This is a genomic window from Tamlana carrageenivorans (assembly GCF_002893765.1).
GTDB lineage: Bacteria > Bacteroidota > Bacteroidia > Flavobacteriales > Flavobacteriaceae > Pseudotamlana > Pseudotamlana carrageenivorans.
On sequence record NZ_CP025938.1, the window covers coordinates 518,006 to 538,509 of the forward strand.

The window sequence follows — 20,504 nt, forward strand, 5'->3', positions numbered from 1 at the left end:
TCCTATCAATGCTTTCTTAATCCTTATTATTAACATGATAATTTTGAAATCAAAAAATTATCAAAAAACCAATATAACACAGGATCTTTTATTAATATGACGATAAAAAACAGGTTTAGGGTGGAAAAAAAATAAAAAAAATTTACATTTTTTTAACAAGTAGCCAATAATACTTGAAAAAACGGGTAGTCTTTTAATTGGGCTTTAAGTAAATCTACGGCTCTAGCGCGTTGCGATTTCACGGTATTAATGCTAATTTGAAGTTCTTCGGCTATGTCTTTATATTTTACACCATCTATACAAGACATCTCAAAAACCTTTCTACATTTTTCTGGTAGACGCTCTAAGGCCTGAAATAAAATAGCATGGGTTTCCTCTTCAATAATAAATTGATTTTTTAACGGAATTGTATCGTGCTTTTTAACATCAAGCCGTATCATTTTTCTCTCCTTTTTATTAAAATCGATAGCCGCATTTTTAACCATAGTATATAGGTACGATTTTAAATTTTTTATGGTATCAATCTTTTGTCGTTTTTGCCAAAGTTTTAATAAAACTTGAGTTACAATGTCTTCAGCAGCATAAGTATTCTTCACATAATTTAAAGCAAATGCATATAAACGCTTATAATAGGCTTCAAAAATAACTTTAAAAGCAGCTTTATCCCCTGCTTTTAAAAGAGGAATGAAGGCTTCTAAATTATTATTATCGATTTGTTCCAATTTGGAGTTCAGCAAGTTATTATTCACGCTAATGTAAAAAATAATTTTAACCACACCTATAATTGTAATCGATTATCTACATGTTATAATTTAACTCAATCATCTTGAGAACCTTTTAGATTATAAAATGTATAGACTTAAAACAATCTGATTTAGATCGAGAATCAGTGAATTTAGAACACATCGAAAAACAAAAAATATTAAACTAATTTTAACAATTCCATGATTAATGATGTATCTTTAATTTCGGCTTTTTAAATCGCAATCATTATGAATATATTTTTACCCTTCTATGCCTTGGTGCTTTTTCGCTTATAAGTAATGCTCAGGCCAGTCGTCCTGTTAAGGCAAATGAAATTGCATTTGTTGCAACCGACCTCATTAATGGCACGTTCCAGTTTAAATATGAACGCTTAATAGGCGATCATTTTTCGGTTAATTTAGGACTTGGATATAAAGGCACACAGGGCCTTGTTAATCTTTCAGGCTTAGACACAGAAAAAATTAAAACAAGTGATATCACCTATTCTGGGATTAAAATTATACCAGAAGGGAGATACTACCTTAATAACATAAGGCAAACTGGTATGATTGGATTTTATTTTGGAGCCTATGTTAAATATTCTGGATTTGATTCTGATTTGGACGGCACTTATATTAACGATGCTGGCACATCATACAAGGTAGAATTTGATGCCAAAATAAGCGTGACTTCTGTAGGTCTCATGGTGGGCTACAAACTACCTATTTACAAAAGATTTGCCATAGACTTCCTTATTGCAGGCCCTGGTGCTGGGTTTTACAACTTTTCTATAGAAAACAAAAAAGATCTTCCTGATGAATTTTACGATGATTTTAATGAAGCCTTAGAAAAGTATAGTATTTTCGATTTATTAGATGGCGACTTCAGGTTTAGTGATGTAAAACGAAAATCTGACCTCAGGCTGCCTTCATTTCGATATAGCATATCTTTAACCTACACTTTCTAATACAGCAAACCCTCAAACCATTACTTTCATTTTTTCTTCCAAAAAAAACCAACGTATTAAGCACTAAATTATGAGAAAAACTTTTTTATTGGGCTTTATTTTTTTTGTACTAACAACATCGGTACAAGCCCAAGCAGCTTTATTTGCTCTATTATTTGGAGACAAAGTAGCCACCGAAAACTTTAATGTAAGTCTAGAGGTTGGCGGAACCTTTATGAGCTATTCGAACCTAGAAGATCATGGTCGGTCTAAAATGGGCATAAATTTTGGTATTGGAGGCAATATTAAATTAAACGAAAACTGGTTTGTTTGTCCGAATATCTACTTCCTCGCTAAGCGTAATTTATTTCTAAATCATTATTCTTTAAATTCTGGTAACCCAGAACTGGATCTTATTTTTTCAGATGTCCCTACAAGAATCACCCTTAATTACATCGATGTTCCTGTATTTTTATCCTACCAAACTAACAATAAAAGATACCGTTTCAGTGTAGCGCCTCAGGTATCATTTCTTCAAAAATCACGAGCTGAATTTCAGCATGCTGAAGGCGATTTTACACAAAATTTCGATGGCTATACGCGCGATGTAGACTATGGCATGATGGCAGATATCGGATACATTTTAGGAAAAGCGCACCAAGGGAAAGGCCTTCACATTCACCTGAGATATTACTATGGATTTACCGATATTTTAAAAGACCAAATTAGTACGGCGCATAATCGTTCTAATTATATATCTTTACACCTTAGCCTGCCCTTTATTACCGATGAATTGGCAGAAAAAAACCTTGAATCTTATTCTAAATAATTTAAAACAACCTATTCCCTAATGAAAAAAATCAATACGCTTACTTTTATCCTTGCTGCTTTATTTTTAGTACAAGCTTGTAAACCAGCCAAAGTCGTAAATTCGTGGAAAGCTGATGGTTCTATCGTGGATCTTTTTAAAACTAAAAATGTACTGGTTATTTCCAGAACAGCAAACAATCAAGGACGTATCGCTTTTGAAATGGAAATCGCTAATGCGCTTAGAACAGAAGGTATTAAAGCCACCGAAAGTTATACAAAAGCCCCAAAAATACACACAGAATTAGAAATGAGTAAAGAGCGTATTGCGTTTATTAAAAGCTTAATGGATAGCGAAGGCTATAATGCTGTAGTATTAACGGTTATAAAGGACAAAAAACAAACAGTTACCAAATCTTCAAACGGTATTTATATGGGAATGGGCTATGGCGGATATCCTGGATACTACGGAGGTTTCTACGACTATTACATGCAACCTTACGCCTACGGGTCGTATTACGGCTCATTTGGCGGATATATTCCAACCTCTACATCAACCTCAGTAAGCACCGATTATATTTTAGAAACAGTAGCCTATAATTTAGATGAGCCAGCCGATAAACAACTGGTAGCCGTGGTTACTACAAGCTTAGGAGATCCTAATGATGCGCACAAAGCTGCTGAAAAATTAATTCCAAAAATCATGGAGAGTTTAAAAAAATAGCTTCAACCAGATCTTGAACTAATAAAATCTAGTCCTTTGAATTTGTTTTCACAGGACTTTTTTATGTTTTTTATTAGCCCTTATTTACCTTTCACAATTTGTACTCAAACATTTACATATCAAACCATTTTTTTTTAACTAAGCTTCCTTTAAATACTTATTTTCTGTACCTTCATCCTAATTAATTAACCTAATATATATATTATGAATACAAACAAAGCCCTTCAAATATTATTATTTACTTTTATCTTTGGGCTAATTTCGAGCTGTAATTCTAAAAAAGATTCTGAAATCGTTATTGCTCCAGAGCCCGAAACTGGAATTGCCGACCCCTTGTCTTCGTGGCATGACAATGCTACAAAAAAAGCCATTACATCCTATGTCACAGAGGTCTCTACCAGTGGAAATCCGAATTTTATTCCAATCTCCGATCGCATCGCTACTTTCGATAACGACGGCACCCTTTGGAGCGAGCAACCTGTTTATTTCCAACTTTTTTTCGCTATGTATCGCATCAAAGCCTTAGCACCAGAACACCCCGAATGGAAAAACAAGCAACCTTTTAAAGCTGTTTTAGAAAACGATATGAAAGCTTTAATGGCTTCTGGTGAAAAAGGCCTTTTAGAACTGGTTATGGCTTCACATTCTGGAATGACGGCCGAAGAATTTGAAGACCTTGTAAAAGATTGGCTGGCACATGAAACGCATCCACGATTTAATAAACCGTATAACGAAGTCATTTTTAAGCCCATGCTTGAACTCCTAGATTATTTAAGAGCGAATAACTTCAAAACCTATATTGTTTCTGGTGGTGGTGTTGAATTTATGCGACCTTGGACAGAAGAAACCTATGGTATTCCAAAAGATCAAATTATTGGAAGCAGTGTTAAAACCGAATTTACGTTTGAAAACGGTAAAGCACAAATAAAGAGATTACCTCAAATCGATTTTATAGATGATAAAGCAGGAAAGCCAGTTGGTATTAATAAATTCATTGGTAAAAAACCTGTTTTTGCTGCAGGTAATTCCGATGGTGATTTACAAATGCTGCAATACTCGGCTTCTAGTAATTATAAATCTTTTCAACTATATGTGCATCATACCGACGCCGACAGAGAATGGGCTTACGATAGAGAATCGCATATAGGTACTTTTGATAAAGGTTTAGATTATGCCCAAGAAAATGGGTGGACTATTATCGATATGAAAAACGATTGGAAGGTGATTTACCCTTTTGAGACAAACAACTAAAAATATACTTATGACGCCATTTGAATCTGTTTCTACTTTAAAAGAACAAATGTCCAAATCGATCATCGGACAAGCAAAGTTAATTGACACCATCATATTAGTTTTACTTGCCGATGGTAATATGCTGTTAGAAGGATTACCTGGTTTAGCAAAAACAAGAGCGATAAACGCGCTATCCAAAAACTTAGATTGCGGTTTAAGCCGTATACAATTCACACCCGATTTATTACCATCGGACATTACAGGAACTGAAATTTATCTTCCTAATGAAACTGAAAAATTCATGTTTCAACAAGGCCCTATTTTCAGTAATTTAATTTTGGCTGATGAAATTAATAGAGCGCCAGCGAAAGTACAATCGGCATTATTAGAAGCTATGGAAGAACGCCAAGTCACCGTTTCTGGGAAAACCTATAAAATGGAAGACCTATTTATGGTTATGGCGACGCAAAACCCTATCGAACAGGAAGGGACTTACCCCCTACCTGAAGCTCAAATGGATCGTTTTTTAGTACATACAATTATTGATTATCCAGATGATGATGCCGAACTAGAAATCATGCGCCTCAATAAAAGAGAAGCGGCTCCCGAAACCACTAAAGAAGTTTTAAAAACCATTCCGCAACAGGCCATTTTTAATGCTCGAAAAGAAATATCAAAAATTAAGGTTTCTGAAGACATGGAAAAATATATGGTGAGCTTGATTTCTGCCAGCCGATACCCTGATAAATATGATGCCGAATTGGATAAACTTATTGATTTCGGCGCAAGCCCAAGAGGCACCATTGCTTTAGATCGCTGTAGCCGGGTTCATGCTTGGATGGAAAATCGTGATTTTGTGACACCTGAAGATATTCATAGTGTCATTAAAGATGTATTACGCCACCGTATCGCCATTAGCTACAAAGGAAGAGCTGAAGGTGTTTCTACCGATCAAATTATCGATAAACTAATAGAAGTTGTGGCTGTTGTAGCTTAAAAATCATCTTTTATGAAATCGTCCAAGGCTGATAAAAATCCGAATGTATTTCTTACCCTCGAACACCTATTAAAGTTCGAACTTATAAGTTCTATCATTAATCTAGGTTCAGGAAAGCAAAAATCAAACAGTGTTTTATCAGGACGTTATGCCTCAAGATTACGTGGCCGCGGATTGGATTTCGAAGAATCGAGACCTTATGTTTTAGGCGATGATATAAGAAATATAGACTGGAATGTTACCGCAAAAACAGGGAAAACACACACCAAAGTATTCACCGAAGAAAAAGAGAAACCTGCTTTCATCTATGTAGACCAATCGGCTAGTATGGGTTTTGGATCTACCAAAAAGACCAAATCTGTTGTTGCTGGCGAACTGGCTTCTATTTTAGCTCATAAAATAAAAAAAGGGGGCGATCGTGTTGGCGGTATGGTCAATTCAGGAAAAACATACGATGTCGTTACCCCGAAAAGAGATCCGAGAAACATCATTTATTTTTTACAAAAAATAGTTGACGCCAATCATAAGATATACCAACCTGAACCTTTTGAATTTGAAAGTACCCTAACCGAAATCATTTCAAAAATAAATAACATTGTAACCCACGATTATGTGGTTTATATCATTAGCGATTTCCGAAGGTACAGTGCTTCAGTGGTGCAATACCTAAGTCAGCTAGCGCTTCATAACGATATAGTACTCATAAAGGTATATGATGAACTTGAAGAGCATATTCCTGAAGAAAAGCTGACCATTACCAATACCAAATATCAAATTAACCTTAACGGAAAAAACAAAAAATTAAATAATACGCTTAGTAAGTCCTTTGAAGACGATTATAAAGCCTTCAAATCAGAACTCGAAAAATATCAAATTAATATTTTCAAAGTAAACACCCATGAACCTGTAGAAGACCAACTCATTGAGGTTTTTAGTAATTATAAAACGAATGCAGCAAGATAATAACATCACTTTAAGTCCGGTTATAGAAGCACCACCAATTCCATTCACTATGGAAACTTTGGGTTGGAAAATTGTGTTTTTCGTACTAGCGCTGTGTTTACTTTATGTGGTTTACAAATTCTATTTAAAATACAAACACAACGCCTACCGAAGAGCAGCCGTTTCTCAAATAGAAGCCTTAAAATCTCAAAACACCATAGGAAACGATACGTTAATTCCTCAAATTATGTTTGTCATCAAACAAACAGCCTTACAAACATATGATAGAAAAGAGGTCGCTGCTTTACACGGCGAATCTTGGCTTAACTTTTTAGATGAAAAACTTAAAAAACCTTTTTACACCAATCATAGCAAAGTCATCACTGATGCGATATATAAAAATGAATTAAAAAATGCCGATTCGTTTAATTTCAATGAATTTGCTGAAACCAGTATAACTTGGATTAAAAAACATGCCTGATAATTTTCATTTTGCATACCCATACATGGCTGTATTAGCCATATTACCTTTTTTGGTGTATTGGCTTTTGCCTAGCATTAAAAACAGGAGCACGGCTTTAATCTACCCCTATTTTAAACCAAGTGCTAAAGTTTCAAAACAAAAACCCAAACGCGCTTCTTATGTAAAAAAACGCTCTTGGGTAGCTTCTTTTTTAATGTATATAATATGGCTCCTGTTAATCGTAGCCATGGCTTCGCCCGAGCTCGTAGGAAAACCAGAAAAGAAAATTAAGACCTCGCGTAATTTTTTAATTCTAGCCGATTTATCCTTCAGTATGGCAAACACCGACTGGTTTATAGACCAAAAAAGAGTCACCCGCTGGGCAGCTGTTAAAAACATCATGCAGGATTTTATTGTAAAGCGAGAAAGTGACAAAATGGGCTTAATCTTTTTTGCTAGCAACGCCTATATTCAAGCACCATTTACAACCGATTTAGAAACAGTAAAAACCATGCTAGACGAAGCCGATGTAGGTATGGCCGGACAAATGACTAACATCGGTAAAGCTATTGTAAAAGGCATGGATATGTTCGAGCGTGATACCATTCCAAACAAAGTGATACTACTTTTAACTGATGGCGTAGATAGTGGCATGGACATTCTTCCTCTTGATGCCGCCAATATGGCCAAAAAGGATTCTACCATTATTTATACTATTGGAATTGGTGACCCAGGAAGTAGTTCTTCCGACCTCGATGAGCGCACCCTAACCGAAATATCAGAATTAACACAAGGCAAATACTTTAGAGCCAAGGACGCTGAGGAACTCGAAAAAATTTATGCCGAATTGGAAAAATTAGAACCTGTGGAATATGAAGAAGAAAGTTTTACCCCTAAAACACTTCTCTATTACTACCCTTTAGGTATCGCTTTAATTTTAGGCTTTGCTTTAGTTTTTATTAATAATTTGATTGTAATTTTTAAACGCCTTACCGCTTCTTAATGCTAGAAAAAATTAAACATATCGACTGGAACAAATTCCACTTTTTACGAACGGAACACCTTTGGTATGGCATAGCAGCAATATTAATACTGTGCGTAGGTTTTCTATTTTACAAGGAAACTTTTACATGGAAAAAACAAATCGCCAAACATTTAAGACCCTATGTGATTCAAAAAGGAACGGTTTGGAAAACGGTACTTATTCGATTATCGGTAATTCTCATGTTTGGCATAGGCTTAGTTGCTTTTTTAGGACCTACATGGAGTCAGTTTAAAGCGCCTGCAAAAAAAGTGAAATCGCGATTTGTAATAGCTTTAGACATGTCTCACAGCATGCTCACCACCGATGTTTCACCCAACCGATTAGAGCGTGCAAAGTTTAAAATTCACGATTTATTAGAAGCCAATCCTAAAGCGGAAACCAATTTAGTTCTCTTTTCAGGCTCTACCCATGTCGCCATTCCTTTTACAACAGATTATAAAATCATTCTTGACCAATTAGACGGTTTACAACCCAGAATGATGCCACATGGCGGCACGTCCTTCAACTTGTTGTTTGATAGAGTAAACACCTTTTTTACAGATAATAAAGCAGAAGGCAAAATTCTTTTAATTACCGATGATTTAGACGACTTGTCTATAGCGTTATTAAGTGCCTTTTTACAAGAAAATAACGTTAAACTCTACATTTACCCCTTTGCAACACAAAGTGGCGCCAGCATTCCAGGACATAAAAAGCAAGTTTCAGCACTTAATAGTAATAAGCTTAATAGCCTTGCTGCCCTCGATCAGGTAGAAATTTTAGAGTTGACCTTAGACCATAGTGATGTAAAAGATCTCGCTAAAGCGATAAGTGATCATATTATTTTTGAGGATAAAACCGATAAAAAAGATGAAAACTGGGAAGACAACGGCTATTGGCTGGTTTTTCCTTTGGCTTTTATTTTCTTGTTTAGCTTCCGTAAAGGATGGTCGATAAACTTGGTAATAATCATGCTGTTTTTTTCGTCTTGTTCTAAAGAAAAAAATAGTGATTTCAAATTCAAAGATTTGTGGTATACCCAACAATACCAAGCCCAACAAGCATACGATGCTAAAAATTACGTCCAAGCTGCTTTAAAGTTCAAAGATCCCATGCATAAAGGCGTGGCTTATTATAAAGCTGGTGATTTTTTAAGTGCAGAAACAGCGTTTAAACAAGACTCCACAGTAAATGGCTTGTATAATTTAGGTTTAACCTATGCCAAATTGGGACGTTTGGAAAAATCGGAAGAGATCTTCGAAAAGGTTATTCAAAAAGACCCAAACAATACCAATGCCAAAACCAACTTACAGCATATCCAACAAACCATGAATGACATGGAAGATATCAAACCAGAGGATCAGGCTGTTGGAGAAGATAAGCCCCAAGCCCAAAACAAGCAGAACAAATCACCTGAAGATTTAAGTGGCGGCGGACAAAAAGCCACTAAAAAGGACATGCAGAAAAAAAGGCTTGAAGAAACTGTTGAAACTGGAAAACGTAAAGGCAAAGAATTAGATGAACTCCCCGATAATTTTAAATCTGGAAAAGGAGAGTTACCAAAAAATATTTTGATGCGAAAAGTGGACGATGATCCTGCCCTGTTTTTAACAAAAAAGTTTCGATATCAAATAAAAAAAGGCATGGTTAAAACTGAAAAAACAGATCACTCATGGTAAAAAAAATCTTTATCCATATGGTTTTTGGTTTGTTATCGGTTGCTACTTTTAGCCAAAACCTTATCGGCTATATAACGACAAATACCACTGAAGCTTATATAGGACAACCTATCCATTTAACGGTATCGGTATATAGTTCCACCTGGTTTACTTCGGGAATAGACGTGGGAAATATTCAAATTGATGGTGCACTAACCGTATATTTTCGTTCGGTAAGTAATTCCAGAACTATTAGTGGTAAAAACTATTCTGGCGTAAGTTTTTATTACAATGTGTTCCCGACTAAACAGGGTGATATTACCATTCCCAGTTTATCCATTCATGTAGAATCTCCAAAAGTTGGCGGCTATAAAGGCATTAAACACGTTGTAAAAACGAAGCCAAAAACCATTCATGTTAAAGACATTCCTTTAGGCTATAATTTAAACAACTGGCTAGTTTCAAACTCGTTAAACATTAACCAAAAATGGTCTATACCATTAAAAGACATTACAGCGGGTGACGTGGTACAACGTACCATTCACCGATCGGCAGCAGGTACCGTTTCCGAATTCCTCCCAGCCACATCATGGGACAGTATTCCTGGGGTAAGCACCTACCCTAAACGAGCCAAGGTTAACACAACAAAATCTAAAACATCAGTTTCTGCAAGTCGTACAGAAACGGTGAATTACCTTTTTGAAAAAGAAGGTGAAGTGATGATTCCCACCCTGGAATACGTGTATTGGAATCCTAACAGTAAGCGTTTCTACAGAAAACATATAGATTCTATAATGATTACTGTTAAGCCTAATGCCGATTTAAAAATGCTGGCAACCATTAAAAAGTCATTACAAAAAGAAGCTGAAGGTACCGCTGAAGTTGAAGAAAAACCTTTTTTAATTTTCGGACTCACTCCTAAAACCTTCATTGAATACCTCGTTGGTATTTTGCTTATTATTTTCATACTTGTTAAAGGCATCAAATACAGTATTCCTATTTACAAGCGAAGACGACGCACTTATATAAATTCTGAAAATCACGCTTTCGCGGAAGTCAAAAAAACATTAAAACAAAAACACTACTACGCGTTTATAGCTGCTAGTCATGTATGGATTAAAAAGCTTGATCCAAAATTTGAATCGCTGCATGATTTAGCTCACCTTCCTATGTTTGAAATCATGAAGAAAACACTAAACCAAATAAACCGTGAAACGTTTAGCAAACAACAAGTTAATAGTAAACTTTTTCGAGACCTCTTATCACAATTAACTGAAGGAAGAAAAAACTATTTAAAGCATTTGGAAGCATCAAAAAAAGCGTCGGTAAAAAGCGACAAGTGGTTAAACCCTACGGCTACCGATTAGCCTGTAACCGCGATATAATACGCTTAGCCTTTTCATTTTCACCTAAATTCTGATAAATTAAAGCTAGCAAATATTCATAATTTGGGTTTCCTGGTTCCACTTTTAAGGCTTGGTTAATATATTTTTTTGCAGCACTTAAATCCTTATTATCTTGATAATAGTAGGTCGCCAAATTATACATGGATCGCCCATCTTTAGGGTTAAGCTGAATTGCTTTTTTTAATTCTGAAACCGCTTCTTCGGGCTTATCTATCTCAAAAAACAATAAGGCCTTTAAAAAGTGTGGCCGCCCTTGTTTTGGCTCTAATCTACTCCAAGTGTTTAAAGTATTTAACGACTCATCATAGTGCTTCACCAGGGAGTAGGCTGTAGCTAAATTGGTATACACTGGTATTAACAAACTATCCATTTTTATAGCCATATTATATTGCTTAATGGCTTCGGTATAATCTTGTTTTTGCAAGTAAAAATCCCCTAACTGCATACGACCGTTAGAAAAATCGGCACTACTGTACAACATGATGTTATATTCTTCATTTGCTTTTAAAAGCGCTGTTCTGTGAGGTTCGGCAAAGGTATCTGGATCTAAATCGTTAACTATCTGCGCTGCACCAATACGTACCAGTTTCTTAGAATCATTTAACATTTTTTCGGCGATGGTTTTGCGATTTTCAGCAGGCAACGGTCTAAATTTCATAAGCGCACTATAACGCACAAGCGCCGATTCGTCGTCTAATGCGGTAAAAAACGCTGCATATTGTGATTGATTTACAAATGGTAAATTATCAATAACAGTAGCTCTGGCTATTTCAGGGTAACTCAAATCATTAATAAAAGCTTCCAACTTCGTGCGTTCTGCTACTGTTAAATCTGTATTCGTGCTTAACAATAAACTTTCTGAAAAATGATCCAAGCGATCGGTACCGTACCAAGTTTCAACCATTTTAGCGGCCCAAGCATCCGTTTTATCGGCATGACATCCCGTACAAGCGTTTGGCGTACCATGTTTAACCGATTGGTCTGGTCGAGGCACCCTAAAACTATGATCCCTTCTAAAATCGTTACCCATATATAATTTACCTGTCATGTGGCAATTTATACATAACGCCGATTCGGTTCCTTGTTTATGAAAATGGTGTTTTTCTGTATTGTATTTTGCAGGCACATGGCATTGCAAGCACAATTGATTGCCGTCAAATTTTAATTCCATGGAATGCGGGTCGTGACAATCGGTACACTTCACACCATTCATGTACATCTTACTTTGTAAAAAGGATCCGTATACATAATCTTCTTCATCGATTTGTCCGTCACCATGATAAAAATTAGTCGATAACTTTTGAAGCAAGTATTGATCTTCAAAAGATTTTCCGGGTTCTAAATTAGGGGTTAACTTACTTCTTCTGGCATGACAAGGCGCACAAAGGGTTAGCTGCTCATCTTGTGCATGGCCTTTTAAAATGTGATCTTGATATTGGCCACCTTCTTTATTTGAGGCCCATTTTACATGCTGGCTAGCTGGGCCATGACAGCTTTCGCAGGTCACATTAATTTCGTCGTATGTGGTATGAAAAGCATCCGTTTCAGCATTATAATTCTTCTGAAGATTTGTAGAGTGACATTCGGCACACATAGTATTCCAGTTTTGAGCGCCTTTAGTCCAATGCAACCAATCGTTTGGAACAATCGTGTCACCCGAATATTGATGAAACCATTTCTTTTTCACACTATCCCAAGTCACTCGTAACACTTGTTTTCGGCCTTTATCAAAATCTACCAAATATTGTTGCAAAGGTGTAAAACCAAATGCAAAGCTAATTTCGTATTCTTTAATCGATTTATCGACCTCTTTTACTGCAACTATAAATTTGTTGTCGCGCTTAAAAAAGTGATAAGAAACCCCATCGATAGTCGTTTTATGATCGTTAAAATTACCAAGAACTGTAGCGTCATTAGCCACTTGCATCGCTAAATCATGATGAGAACCTTGCCATTTTTGATAAGCTTCGTTATGACATTCCACACATGTTTTAGAACCAATATAAGAAGCGGGTTCATGGTGCGCTAGAGCCTCAGTACTAACATTATCTTTGTAAACATTCTTTTTACATGATGCGAAAAGGATCAAAAAAAAGAAGATAACAGAAATACAATTAAAACGACTCATAAGCTTAATTTATGGAAACAAACTTAAATAAATCTAAATAAACCGCATGCTGTTTTTAGAATAAAATCCAGCATTATTTCAATTACTTTTTAATTATTATTAAATTGCGTAGCGTTGTTTTTTCACTTATTAATTAACTAATCCGCTTTCCCTTCAAATGATCACATCTCTACTCAAAAACAAAATAGTCTATATACTCATATTTTGTATTCCTTACTTAGGCTTTTCACAAGCCGATACCCTTAAACTTGAAAATAAGACACTGCTTATTGGAGAAGTCAAACTTTTAAAACAAGGCGTTATTACTATAGAAACAGATTACAGCGATAGCGATTTTAAAGTTGAGTTCGATAAAGTAGACTATATTCACTTACAAAAGAAATCACTGGTTATTTTAACCAAAGGGCGTAGGCGTTTTGGCCATTTAACAACCAACAAAAAAGGGCTTGGCCAAGTGATAACCGAAGACGGGAGAATTGAAACATTTACACTAAGTGAAATGGTGGCTTTAAATGAAATTGATGATAACTTTTGGCAACGTTTTAGGGGATCTATTGATTTAGGATACAATATATCTAAAGCCAACAACTTACACCAATTCACGGCTAGCGGGGCATTACATTACATAGATAAAATGTGGCTTATGGATGGCTCGATAAGTATTTTAAATTCCATCCAAGATAATGCCGATAAAACCAAACGTACCGATGCAAAAATTGACATATATCGTATTCTAATTGATGGCAAGTGGTACATATTAGCTAACACGTCATTTTTATCCAATACAGAACAAGCGCTCGACGCTAGGATTAGCCCAAGTATAGGGGCAGGAAAGTTCATAAAAAACAACAATAAGCTTTATTGGGGGCTCACTTTAGGATTATCATACAATATTGAAAATTATGTTGATTCATCCTTAGATAAAACTTCTTCGGAAGCATTTATAGGTACCACACTTAACATGTTCGATTTTGATGACATTAGCTTAACGGCTGAAGCCAAAATCTTGCCTAGTTTATCACAAAAAGGGAGGATACGATCGGATATTGATGCCACGGTTAAATATGACCTACCATCAGATTTTTATATTAAAGCTGGATTCACGATAAACTATGATAATCAACCTGCTATTGAAGGTAACGATACCGATTATGTCCTAACCACAGGCGTAGGTTGGAAATTTGATTAAATTCCCATCACATGTATAGCAAGATATGCTCGACTAAATAGATGTATTTCAACGATTAAAATAGTTTTTTATCTAATTTAACCCTATTTTGGATGCAAATTAAAAATAACACTTAAACTAAATTATGAATTCCCTAAAACTATTTTTATTCTGTTTACTTATTTCAACCAGTGTCTTTGCTAATATTAATCCAGAAGAAAAAGAAGCTTTAATAGCTTTGTACAAATCAACTAATGGCGAAAATTGGAACGCCTCTTGGGATATTGATGGTACTGTAGAAAATTGGTATGGTGTAGAAATTGAAAATGATCACGTTGTCGAAATCAATTTAGAATTTAATAATCTAAAAGGGGAACTTCCTGAGGCGATTGGCAATTTAGTGCATTTAAAAAAAATAAACTTGGGCTTTAATAAACTAAGCGGTAGTATACCTACTACTATTGAAAACCTTACAGAATTGGTTTCCTTAGAATTATTTATGAATGACATTGAAGGTTCTATTCCTACGGAAATTGGAGCTTTAAAAAAGTTAGAAACTTTAAAATTATATAAAAACAACATATCTGGTGAAATCCCGGTAGAATTGATGTCACTAACCAACTTAAAAGCGCTTTTATTAGGAAGTAATGCCTTATCAGGTACCATACCTGTTGAAATTGCTACTTTAACAAAGTTGGAAAAACTGAGTTTGATGAATAATAACTTGGAAGGAGAAATTCCACAAGAAATAGCAAAACTAACAAACCTGGAAGAATTATTACTTTCGAAAAACCAGTTCACAGGCGATTTACCTCTTGAATTTGTAAACCTGAAAAAATTAAACACCATTATGGTGAGTCACAACAAATTGAATCAAGAATACATCAGTATTTCTGGAAAAAAACCAGAAGCTTTACGTAAATTACAACTACAAAATTCGACTGAAAGTGCGAATGCCGACAATATCGCACAGTAGTTTATATTTTAAATTCTTTATATCAGGTAGTGTAAAAAGTATACCTGTTTTCATTTTGAGCCTGTCGGAATATTTTTAACTGATTGTTGTTAAGTAACCTTGGTTTCGACAAGCTTAACTTGACTTTTCAGCTAAATTGGAGGAGTCAGCCTCCATATTTTCAATATGATTGAATACGCTTTTAACTGTCCATATTGCTGGGAAAGTATATCTGTTTTAATCGACGGTTCGATTTCTAAACAAAAATATATTGAAGATTGTGAGGTTTGTTGTAACCCCATAGAAATTTCTTTAAAAATATTCAACAGCGAAGTCATGGATTTTCAGGCACATAGCAGAGAACAGTGATTTTTTTAAAAATAAATCTTGCAGGATCTAAAAAGGATTGTATATTTGCAGTCCGAAACAACAAGGTCGGCATTATGAACCGAAAGTTAAAAGCTAAGTTTGTTGTTTTAGCGTTTATATCGCGGGATAGAGCAGTAGGTAGCTCGTCGGGCTCATAACCCGAAGGTCACTGGTTCGAGTCCAGTTCCCGCTACTATCACACCGTAACTCATTGATAATCAATAAGTTACGGTGTTTTCATTTAAAGCCCTGTGTCGAATCTGTGACACAGCATTTCATAATTATTTAACTGTTTTAGTTTTTTTCTAATACAGCTAAAAAAAAAATGAAAAATCCTGAAAAAAATTCAGTTGACTTCTCAAAACCATTTATCGACTACATTCCAGCGGAGTTAAGAGAAAACAAAGATTGGCTTATTGTCTATTCAATTTTAGATCCAGTAAGTAAGAAACTGGTGAGAAAACGCAAGCGTGTTCCTCCCCTATCCAATAAGGTAGAACGTCGCAAAATGGCTCGCAAAATGGTATCAAGTATAAACAGCCGTTTAGATCGTGGTTGGAATGAAATAATCGAAGAGGAAGCACCTAAATCACTATGTTTAATAATTGATGCTACTAAAAGTTACATAAATAGTCTTGATCGAGATTATCAAAATGGGGCTATTAGAAAAGATACTTATAGAACTTACACCAGTTTTATAACCAATTTTGAAAACTGGATTAAAAAAACAGGAAGGGAAAAGGAATTTATATTACACTTTAATGCCTCGCTGATCTCCGAATTTTTAGACCACATTTACATAGAACGTAAAAACAAAGCTCGAACCTATAACAACTACCTACACGCATTAAGGCTTTTCAATAAATGGCTCATCCAAAAAAGCTATAAAAACATTGATGTAACGGCTATTTTTCAAACTAAACGAAATAGCGAAAAGGAAAGGGAATTAATTGAAGCTAATGAGGTTAAAAACGTTTTTGAGTACCTCGATAAAAATTACTGTGAATTGTCTCTAGTATGTAAACTCATTTACTATTGTTTTATACGACCTACCGAGTTAAGCCGATTAAAAGTAAAGGACGTTTTAATAAAAGATAGGCTCATACACCTATCTAAACAAAACAGTAAAAAAACAGGCGGATATGTAACCGTACAAACCGAATTGATGCAGCAATTAGCTTTTCATATTAGAAATGCGAATTTAGAGGATTATCTTTTTTCAAATAATGAATGTAAAACAGGAAAAAACCAAGCTTCGGGAAAATTCTATTATGATCGCTGGATGAAGCATATTGTAAAAAATGGCATTACAAATAACCCTTTATACTCGCTAAAAGATAGTGGTATTACGTTCGCTTTAGATCATGGCGTTTCTCCTGTGTCTGTCATGAACCAAGCTCGTCATTATGATTTATCTGTAACCACGGCTTATTTAAGAAAACCACAACAAAAAGCAGATCAAAATTTACTTTCGGCAAATTGGTGATTTCTTAAAAATATTGCGAATTTGATAATTTGCTAAAAAAACGCCTGTTTTCACAAAAGACTGGTCACTTAAAAAAGCAAGACAAACAAGACAAACGCCCCAGCCCTTTACACGACTGGTCTAACCCTGTCTTACAAAGCAAGACAAAACGTCTTAAAAACAAGACAAATACCTAAAAACAAGACGTAAAACCCTAAAAAAGCATGTCTTTTATAAAAAACACCTCTTGTTTTTCCTTGAAATTCAAAAAACGTTATTATTGAATTATTAATAAAAAGAGACAAAGAGTAATAATTAATCAATATCAACTTCTAGTTTAACAGATGGCAAGCCCATTGTTTCTATGATTTTTTTAACGGCTTTAGCTGGAAGAATTTGTAACCCTTTAATTTCGGGAGCTATAGCGTTAAATTGTAATGAAATTTGATTGTAAGCTTTATTCTTGCTATAAAAATTAATTAAGTTTTTCCTAGTAGTACCAGTAACAGCGGTTATATCCCCTGTATTTGGATCAAGTTCAATAAAATTCATAATAAAAATGTGTGTGTGTGAAACGTTCCAAATATACGTTTTTTCAGCCTTTTATATGTTGGATAATACTATAAACGCTTAAAAAAAATCACACATTTTCGATAAAAAGAATGTCAAACTTCACGAAACTTCTCCAAACTTCACGAAACTTCTCCAAACTTCTCCAAACTTCACAAACTCCAAAAATCTATCTTATATGTTTGTCGTCAACTCATACTAATTTAAAGTTATTAATTATCACACACACCCGTAACATTAAAAAAGGAACGCAGTTCAATTCAATATTGCCTTTGCCTAAAAACAAGAAAGTTTACTTAGGTAAGGGCGATACTTTTCATACGCTTGAAAACATGAAAAAAGTGATCCTGCAAACTTTAGGGGAAACAAAAAAATTAGCTGAAAAATTAAAGGGTTCTACCGTTAACGAAACGGTTAAAAACATTAAGGATTTTGTGTATTGGCACGTTCAATACAAGCAAGACATTACCGATCAACAACTATATAGCCCCTCTCACACATGGGCTAAACGTGCAACTGGCGTGGATTGTAAAAGTTATTCGATAATGGTTTCAAGTATCTTAACAAACTTGGGTATCGAAAATAGCTTAAGACAAATCAAACAAATTAGTTATAAACCTGATTACTGGACACATGTATATGTTGTTTTGCCCGCTCATAATTTAGTTATTGATGGTACAGTAGTCTATAATCACGAACCTTTGTACATAGAATATCACGACAAACCTATTTTAAGTAAGGGCTTAAACGGATTAGCTCAACTGTCTTTTAATAGCAACTGGTGCGGCTGCGGAAGCAACATCAAAAAACACAATTTACCGAGTAAAAACTTAGCCGAACTTTTATCTGATTCTAACACAGATATAAGCGTTAATCACCTAAAACACATACGTAACGAACCTATACACGTTGTTTCTCAGGTAGAAGTAGCTGAGTTGCCGCATCCTAAACAATGTAATTTCTATAAGCATGTTTTCGGGGTTGTGGTTAGTACAGCGGTTGTAATGATGTTAACTAAGAATCGAGAACCTAAAAAATTGCAAAATGAAAAGGAATAACCCTGAATTACCTCATTATGGTTTGTATGGAATGAACAATGCAACTGGTTTAAAAGGTTTTTGGGATTTCTTAAGAAGCCCTGAACAAATTGAAGCGGCTAAAATAAGACAAGAAAACAGGCTGGCTACTAGAGAGGCTGCGGCTATAGATAGACAAGAAACACGCCTAGAAGTTGGCGAAATTAGAAGAGACAGACAAGTTTTAAAGCAGGAAATAAGAACTGAAAATTTATCAAACAACGCTGGTACAGTTGTGGGTAATTTAATTAGATCCATTTTTACCCCAAAACAAACAACCGTTGTTTCTTCTATTCCTACTACATCTGCAAACCCTAATTATCAGTCGATAGATGATGGTTCGTCAAACAAACCAAATCAAGCGGGCGGTTGGGTGCTAGGGATTGCTGCTGCTGGTGTTTTACTGGGAACAATGCTTTTAGTTCCTAAAAAGAACTCAGATGAAAAACCAATTGAAAACGAAAAAAAATAATTATGGTTATAGAATTTCAAGATAATCCACCCCAATTAAATAGCTTTTTTGGCGAATTAATAGGGTCGATTTTTACTCCTAATAATTCGCAAGGCTCTTCGGACGAAGCTCAGAGACTTGCAAACGAATTGTATTACGCTCAGCAAGAAATTGAAAAACAAAAAAGTCAAAAAAATATAGCGATTGGCGTAGCGGCTATATTAGGTTGTACAGCGGCTTATCTAGGTTTTAAATCTTCAAAAAAATAGATTATGATTATAGAGTATAGCGAAAATGAAGCTTTAAACGGCTTGTTTAGTTTTATTGGAAGAGGCAAGGAAAACGATGCTGCGGATAAAACAGTAAAAAACAGGATTGAACAAATTAAAAACGATCACGGATTTAACGACCTGATGTTTATGAAGCCTGAACAGGCTGCAAATGTTGTTAATCGTATTATTTCTGACTTGTCTTATGAGGAAGCGCGTGAAGGTTCTCCAAATTTTAAGAACAGTAATAACAAAGAACAGCAAGCTAAGCATGTTAGATGGTATTCTGATGCTTCAAGTAGTGTTATGACTCAATTTAGACAATATGCTTTAGGTTTAGATGGGGAGGTTAAAAGCTTGGGCGAATCTGAAAAGACAGTAAACGGTGTTAAGTTTAAAGCTCCTTATTATAAGTTGATCTTACCGCAATCGGCTCAAAACACAACGCCTACAGATGGCGTGTCAACCGCTGATTTGTTATCGCTCCTGTCGGATAAAAACAGTAATCCTGCTCCTGTAGCTACTGCTGTAGAAACCCCCGCTCCTGCTCCGCAAAACACGGCTTTAATAGTTGGTGGATCTGTATTGGCTTTAGCTCTAGTAGGAGGTATCATTTATGCAGTAACCAAAAAAAAGAAATAAATAAAACATGGCAAATTTAGAAATAAAAACTCCAAAAAAGTCGCAATTCATTAACGCTGGAGCTTCAACTGTTGGGGCTGTTGTCGGGTATCAAGGATACGATATGTTAGCGCAAAACTTACCAATTTCAAAAGAAATGAACGTCGGTATCTCAGCCGCTTCTTTATTGGCTCAAACGGCTATAAGAGGTAAAGGTGTTGGATATGTAGCAGTACAGGCGCTTTTATTAGGTGTAACCTTATGCTCAGGTATTACAGCGCTAGCCGATTACGGTTTAATAAATCAACCAGTTGCGAGACCAGTTGAAGTAAACGAGGACATTGAAATTATCGAAACCGCAGAAGCTTTAAACGCATTACACGGAGATAGCCCTGTAGAGTACATTCAAGATGCTGTTATTCTTGATGATTCAATTGATTTAAGTTAAAATCACAGCATTTAGTTTTTCACACACACACAAATTTTAA

Annotated in this window: 22 protein-coding genes and 1 tRNA gene; 20 read left to right on the forward strand and 3 right to left on the reverse strand. The window is 35.2% G+C overall.

Annotated features, from left to right (window positions below):
- Positions 1-152: 152 nt before the first annotated feature.
- Complete coding sequence (locus C1A40_RS02230) at positions 153-749, reverse strand: RNA polymerase sigma factor (RefSeq protein ID WP_158651243.1); 597 nt, start codon at positions 747-749, stop codon at positions 153-155.
- A gap of 251 nt (positions 750-1,000) precedes the next feature.
- On the opposite strand from C1A40_RS02230, the gene C1A40_RS02235 reads away from it, so the two are divergent.
- The 10 genes from C1A40_RS02235 to C1A40_RS02280 all read left to right on the forward strand — a co-directional run bounded on the left by C1A40_RS02235 (position 1,001) and on the right by C1A40_RS02280 (position 10,905).
- Entirely contained in the window at positions 1,001-1,711 is a 711-nt protein-coding gene (locus C1A40_RS02235) for a DUF3575 domain-containing protein (protein WP_277871389.1), read from the forward strand.
- Between the two features lie 70 nt (positions 1,712-1,781).
- Positions 1,782-2,519, forward strand: a complete 738-nt coding sequence (locus tag C1A40_RS02240) for a porin family protein (protein ID WP_102994472.1) — start codon at positions 1,782-1,784, stop codon at positions 2,517-2,519.
- 21 nt (positions 2,520-2,540) lie between these two features.
- Positions 2,541-3,221 carry a hypothetical protein gene (locus C1A40_RS02245; protein WP_102994473.1) on the forward strand — a complete coding sequence of 227 codons (681 nt, stop codon included), beginning with the start codon at positions 2,541-2,543 and terminating at the stop codon, positions 3,219-3,221.
- Between the two features lie 204 nt (positions 3,222-3,425).
- Positions 3,426-4,472 (forward strand): HAD family hydrolase, encoded by a 1,047-nt coding sequence (locus tag C1A40_RS02250; RefSeq protein WP_102994474.1) that lies wholly within the window; start codon positions 3,426-3,428, stop codon positions 4,470-4,472.
- 10 nt (positions 4,473-4,482) lie between these two features.
- A complete protein-coding gene (locus tag C1A40_RS02255) occupies positions 4,483-5,451 on the forward strand; it encodes an AAA family ATPase (RefSeq protein ID WP_102994475.1) in 969 nt (322 codons plus the stop codon).
- Between the two features lie 12 nt (positions 5,452-5,463).
- Entirely contained in the window at positions 5,464-6,414 is a 951-nt protein-coding gene (locus C1A40_RS02260; protein WP_102994476.1) for a DUF58 domain-containing protein, read from the forward strand.
- Entirely contained in the window at positions 6,401-6,874 is a 474-nt protein-coding gene (locus C1A40_RS02265) for a DUF4381 domain-containing protein (RefSeq protein WP_102994477.1), read from the forward strand. Before C1A40_RS02260 ends, C1A40_RS02265 begins: the two co-directional genes overlap by 14 nt.
- Positions 6,867-7,859, forward strand: coding sequence for a VWA domain-containing protein (locus C1A40_RS02270; RefSeq protein ID WP_102994478.1), 993 nt, complete (start codon positions 6,867-6,869; stop codon positions 7,857-7,859). Before C1A40_RS02265 ends, C1A40_RS02270 begins: the two co-directional genes overlap by 8 nt.
- Entirely contained in the window at positions 7,859-9,559 is a 1,701-nt protein-coding gene (locus C1A40_RS02275) for a VWA domain-containing protein (RefSeq protein ID WP_102994479.1), read from the forward strand. The genes C1A40_RS02270 and C1A40_RS02275 overlap by 1 nt, the downstream gene beginning before the upstream one ends.
- On the forward strand, positions 9,553-10,905 hold the full coding sequence (locus C1A40_RS02280) for a BatD family protein (RefSeq protein ID WP_102994480.1): 1,353 nt from the start codon (positions 9,553-9,555) through the stop codon (positions 10,903-10,905). Before C1A40_RS02275 ends, C1A40_RS02280 begins: the two co-directional genes overlap by 7 nt.
- Here the strand turns inward: C1A40_RS02280 and C1A40_RS02285 are convergent.
- Positions 10,895-13,072: a multiheme c-type cytochrome gene (locus C1A40_RS02285; protein WP_102994481.1), complete on the reverse strand. Its 2,178-nt coding sequence runs from the start codon at positions 13,070-13,072 to the stop codon at positions 10,895-10,897. The two genes, C1A40_RS02280 and C1A40_RS02285, sit on opposite strands and share 11 nt — an antisense overlap.
- A 157-nt stretch (positions 13,073-13,229) precedes the next feature.
- Here C1A40_RS02285 and C1A40_RS02290 point away from each other — a divergent pair, with 157 nt between their 5' ends.
- The 5 genes from C1A40_RS02290 to C1A40_RS02310 all read left to right on the forward strand — a co-directional run bounded on the left by C1A40_RS02290 (position 13,230) and on the right by C1A40_RS02310 (position 17,050).
- On the forward strand, positions 13,230-14,261 hold the full coding sequence (locus C1A40_RS02290) for a DUF481 domain-containing protein (RefSeq protein ID WP_102994482.1): 1,032 nt from the start codon (positions 13,230-13,232) through the stop codon (positions 14,259-14,261).
- A gap of 124 nt (positions 14,262-14,385) precedes the next feature.
- A complete protein-coding gene (locus C1A40_RS02295; RefSeq protein WP_102994483.1) occupies positions 14,386-15,216 on the forward strand; it encodes a leucine-rich repeat domain-containing protein in 831 nt (276 codons plus the stop codon).
- A gap of 165 nt (positions 15,217-15,381) precedes the next feature.
- On the forward strand, positions 15,382-15,564 hold the full coding sequence (locus C1A40_RS02300) for a CPXCG motif-containing cysteine-rich protein (protein WP_102994484.1): 183 nt from the start codon (positions 15,382-15,384) through the stop codon (positions 15,562-15,564).
- Between the two features lie 120 nt (positions 15,565-15,684).
- Positions 15,685-15,757: transfer RNA gene (locus tag C1A40_RS02305), tRNA-Met, on the forward strand.
- 132 nt (positions 15,758-15,889) lie between these two features.
- Positions 15,890-17,050, forward strand: coding sequence for a tyrosine-type recombinase/integrase (locus tag C1A40_RS02310; protein WP_102994485.1), 1,161 nt, complete (start codon positions 15,890-15,892; stop codon positions 17,048-17,050).
- Positions 17,051-17,344: 294 nt separating this feature from the next.
- Here the strand turns inward: C1A40_RS02310 and C1A40_RS02315 are convergent, their stop codons facing one another.
- The gene (locus C1A40_RS02315; RefSeq protein ID WP_102994486.1) at positions 17,345-17,581 is read right to left on the reverse strand and encodes a hypothetical protein; all 237 of its coding nucleotides are present in this window, start codon (positions 17,579-17,581) and stop codon (positions 17,345-17,347) included.
- Positions 17,582-17,931: 350 nt separating this feature from the next.
- Here C1A40_RS02315 and C1A40_RS02320 point away from each other — a divergent pair, with 350 nt between their 5' ends.
- Genes C1A40_RS02320 through C1A40_RS02340 form a run of 5 tightly spaced genes read left to right on the forward strand, consistent with a single transcriptional unit; the run spans position 17,932 to position 20,464 of the window.
- A complete protein-coding gene (locus C1A40_RS02320; protein ID WP_158651244.1) occupies positions 17,932-18,657 on the forward strand; it encodes a transglutaminase-like domain-containing protein in 726 nt (241 codons plus the stop codon).
- Positions 18,644-19,147, forward strand: a complete 504-nt coding sequence (locus tag C1A40_RS02325) for a hypothetical protein (protein ID WP_102994488.1) — start codon at positions 18,644-18,646, stop codon at positions 19,145-19,147. Before C1A40_RS02320 ends, C1A40_RS02325 begins: the two co-directional genes overlap by 14 nt.
- Positions 19,148-19,149: 2 nt before the next feature.
- Positions 19,150-19,395 carry a hypothetical protein gene (locus C1A40_RS02330; protein WP_102994489.1) on the forward strand — a complete coding sequence of 82 codons (246 nt, stop codon included), beginning with the start codon at positions 19,150-19,152 and terminating at the stop codon, positions 19,393-19,395.
- Between the two features lie 3 nt (positions 19,396-19,398).
- Entirely contained in the window at positions 19,399-20,037 is a 639-nt protein-coding gene (locus C1A40_RS02335; protein WP_102994490.1) for a hypothetical protein, read from the forward strand.
- A 7-nt stretch (positions 20,038-20,044) separates the two neighbouring features.
- Positions 20,045-20,464 carry a hypothetical protein gene (locus C1A40_RS02340; RefSeq protein WP_102994491.1) on the forward strand — a complete coding sequence of 140 codons (420 nt, stop codon included), beginning with the start codon at positions 20,045-20,047 and terminating at the stop codon, positions 20,462-20,464.
- Positions 20,465-20,504: the final 40 nt, after the last annotated feature.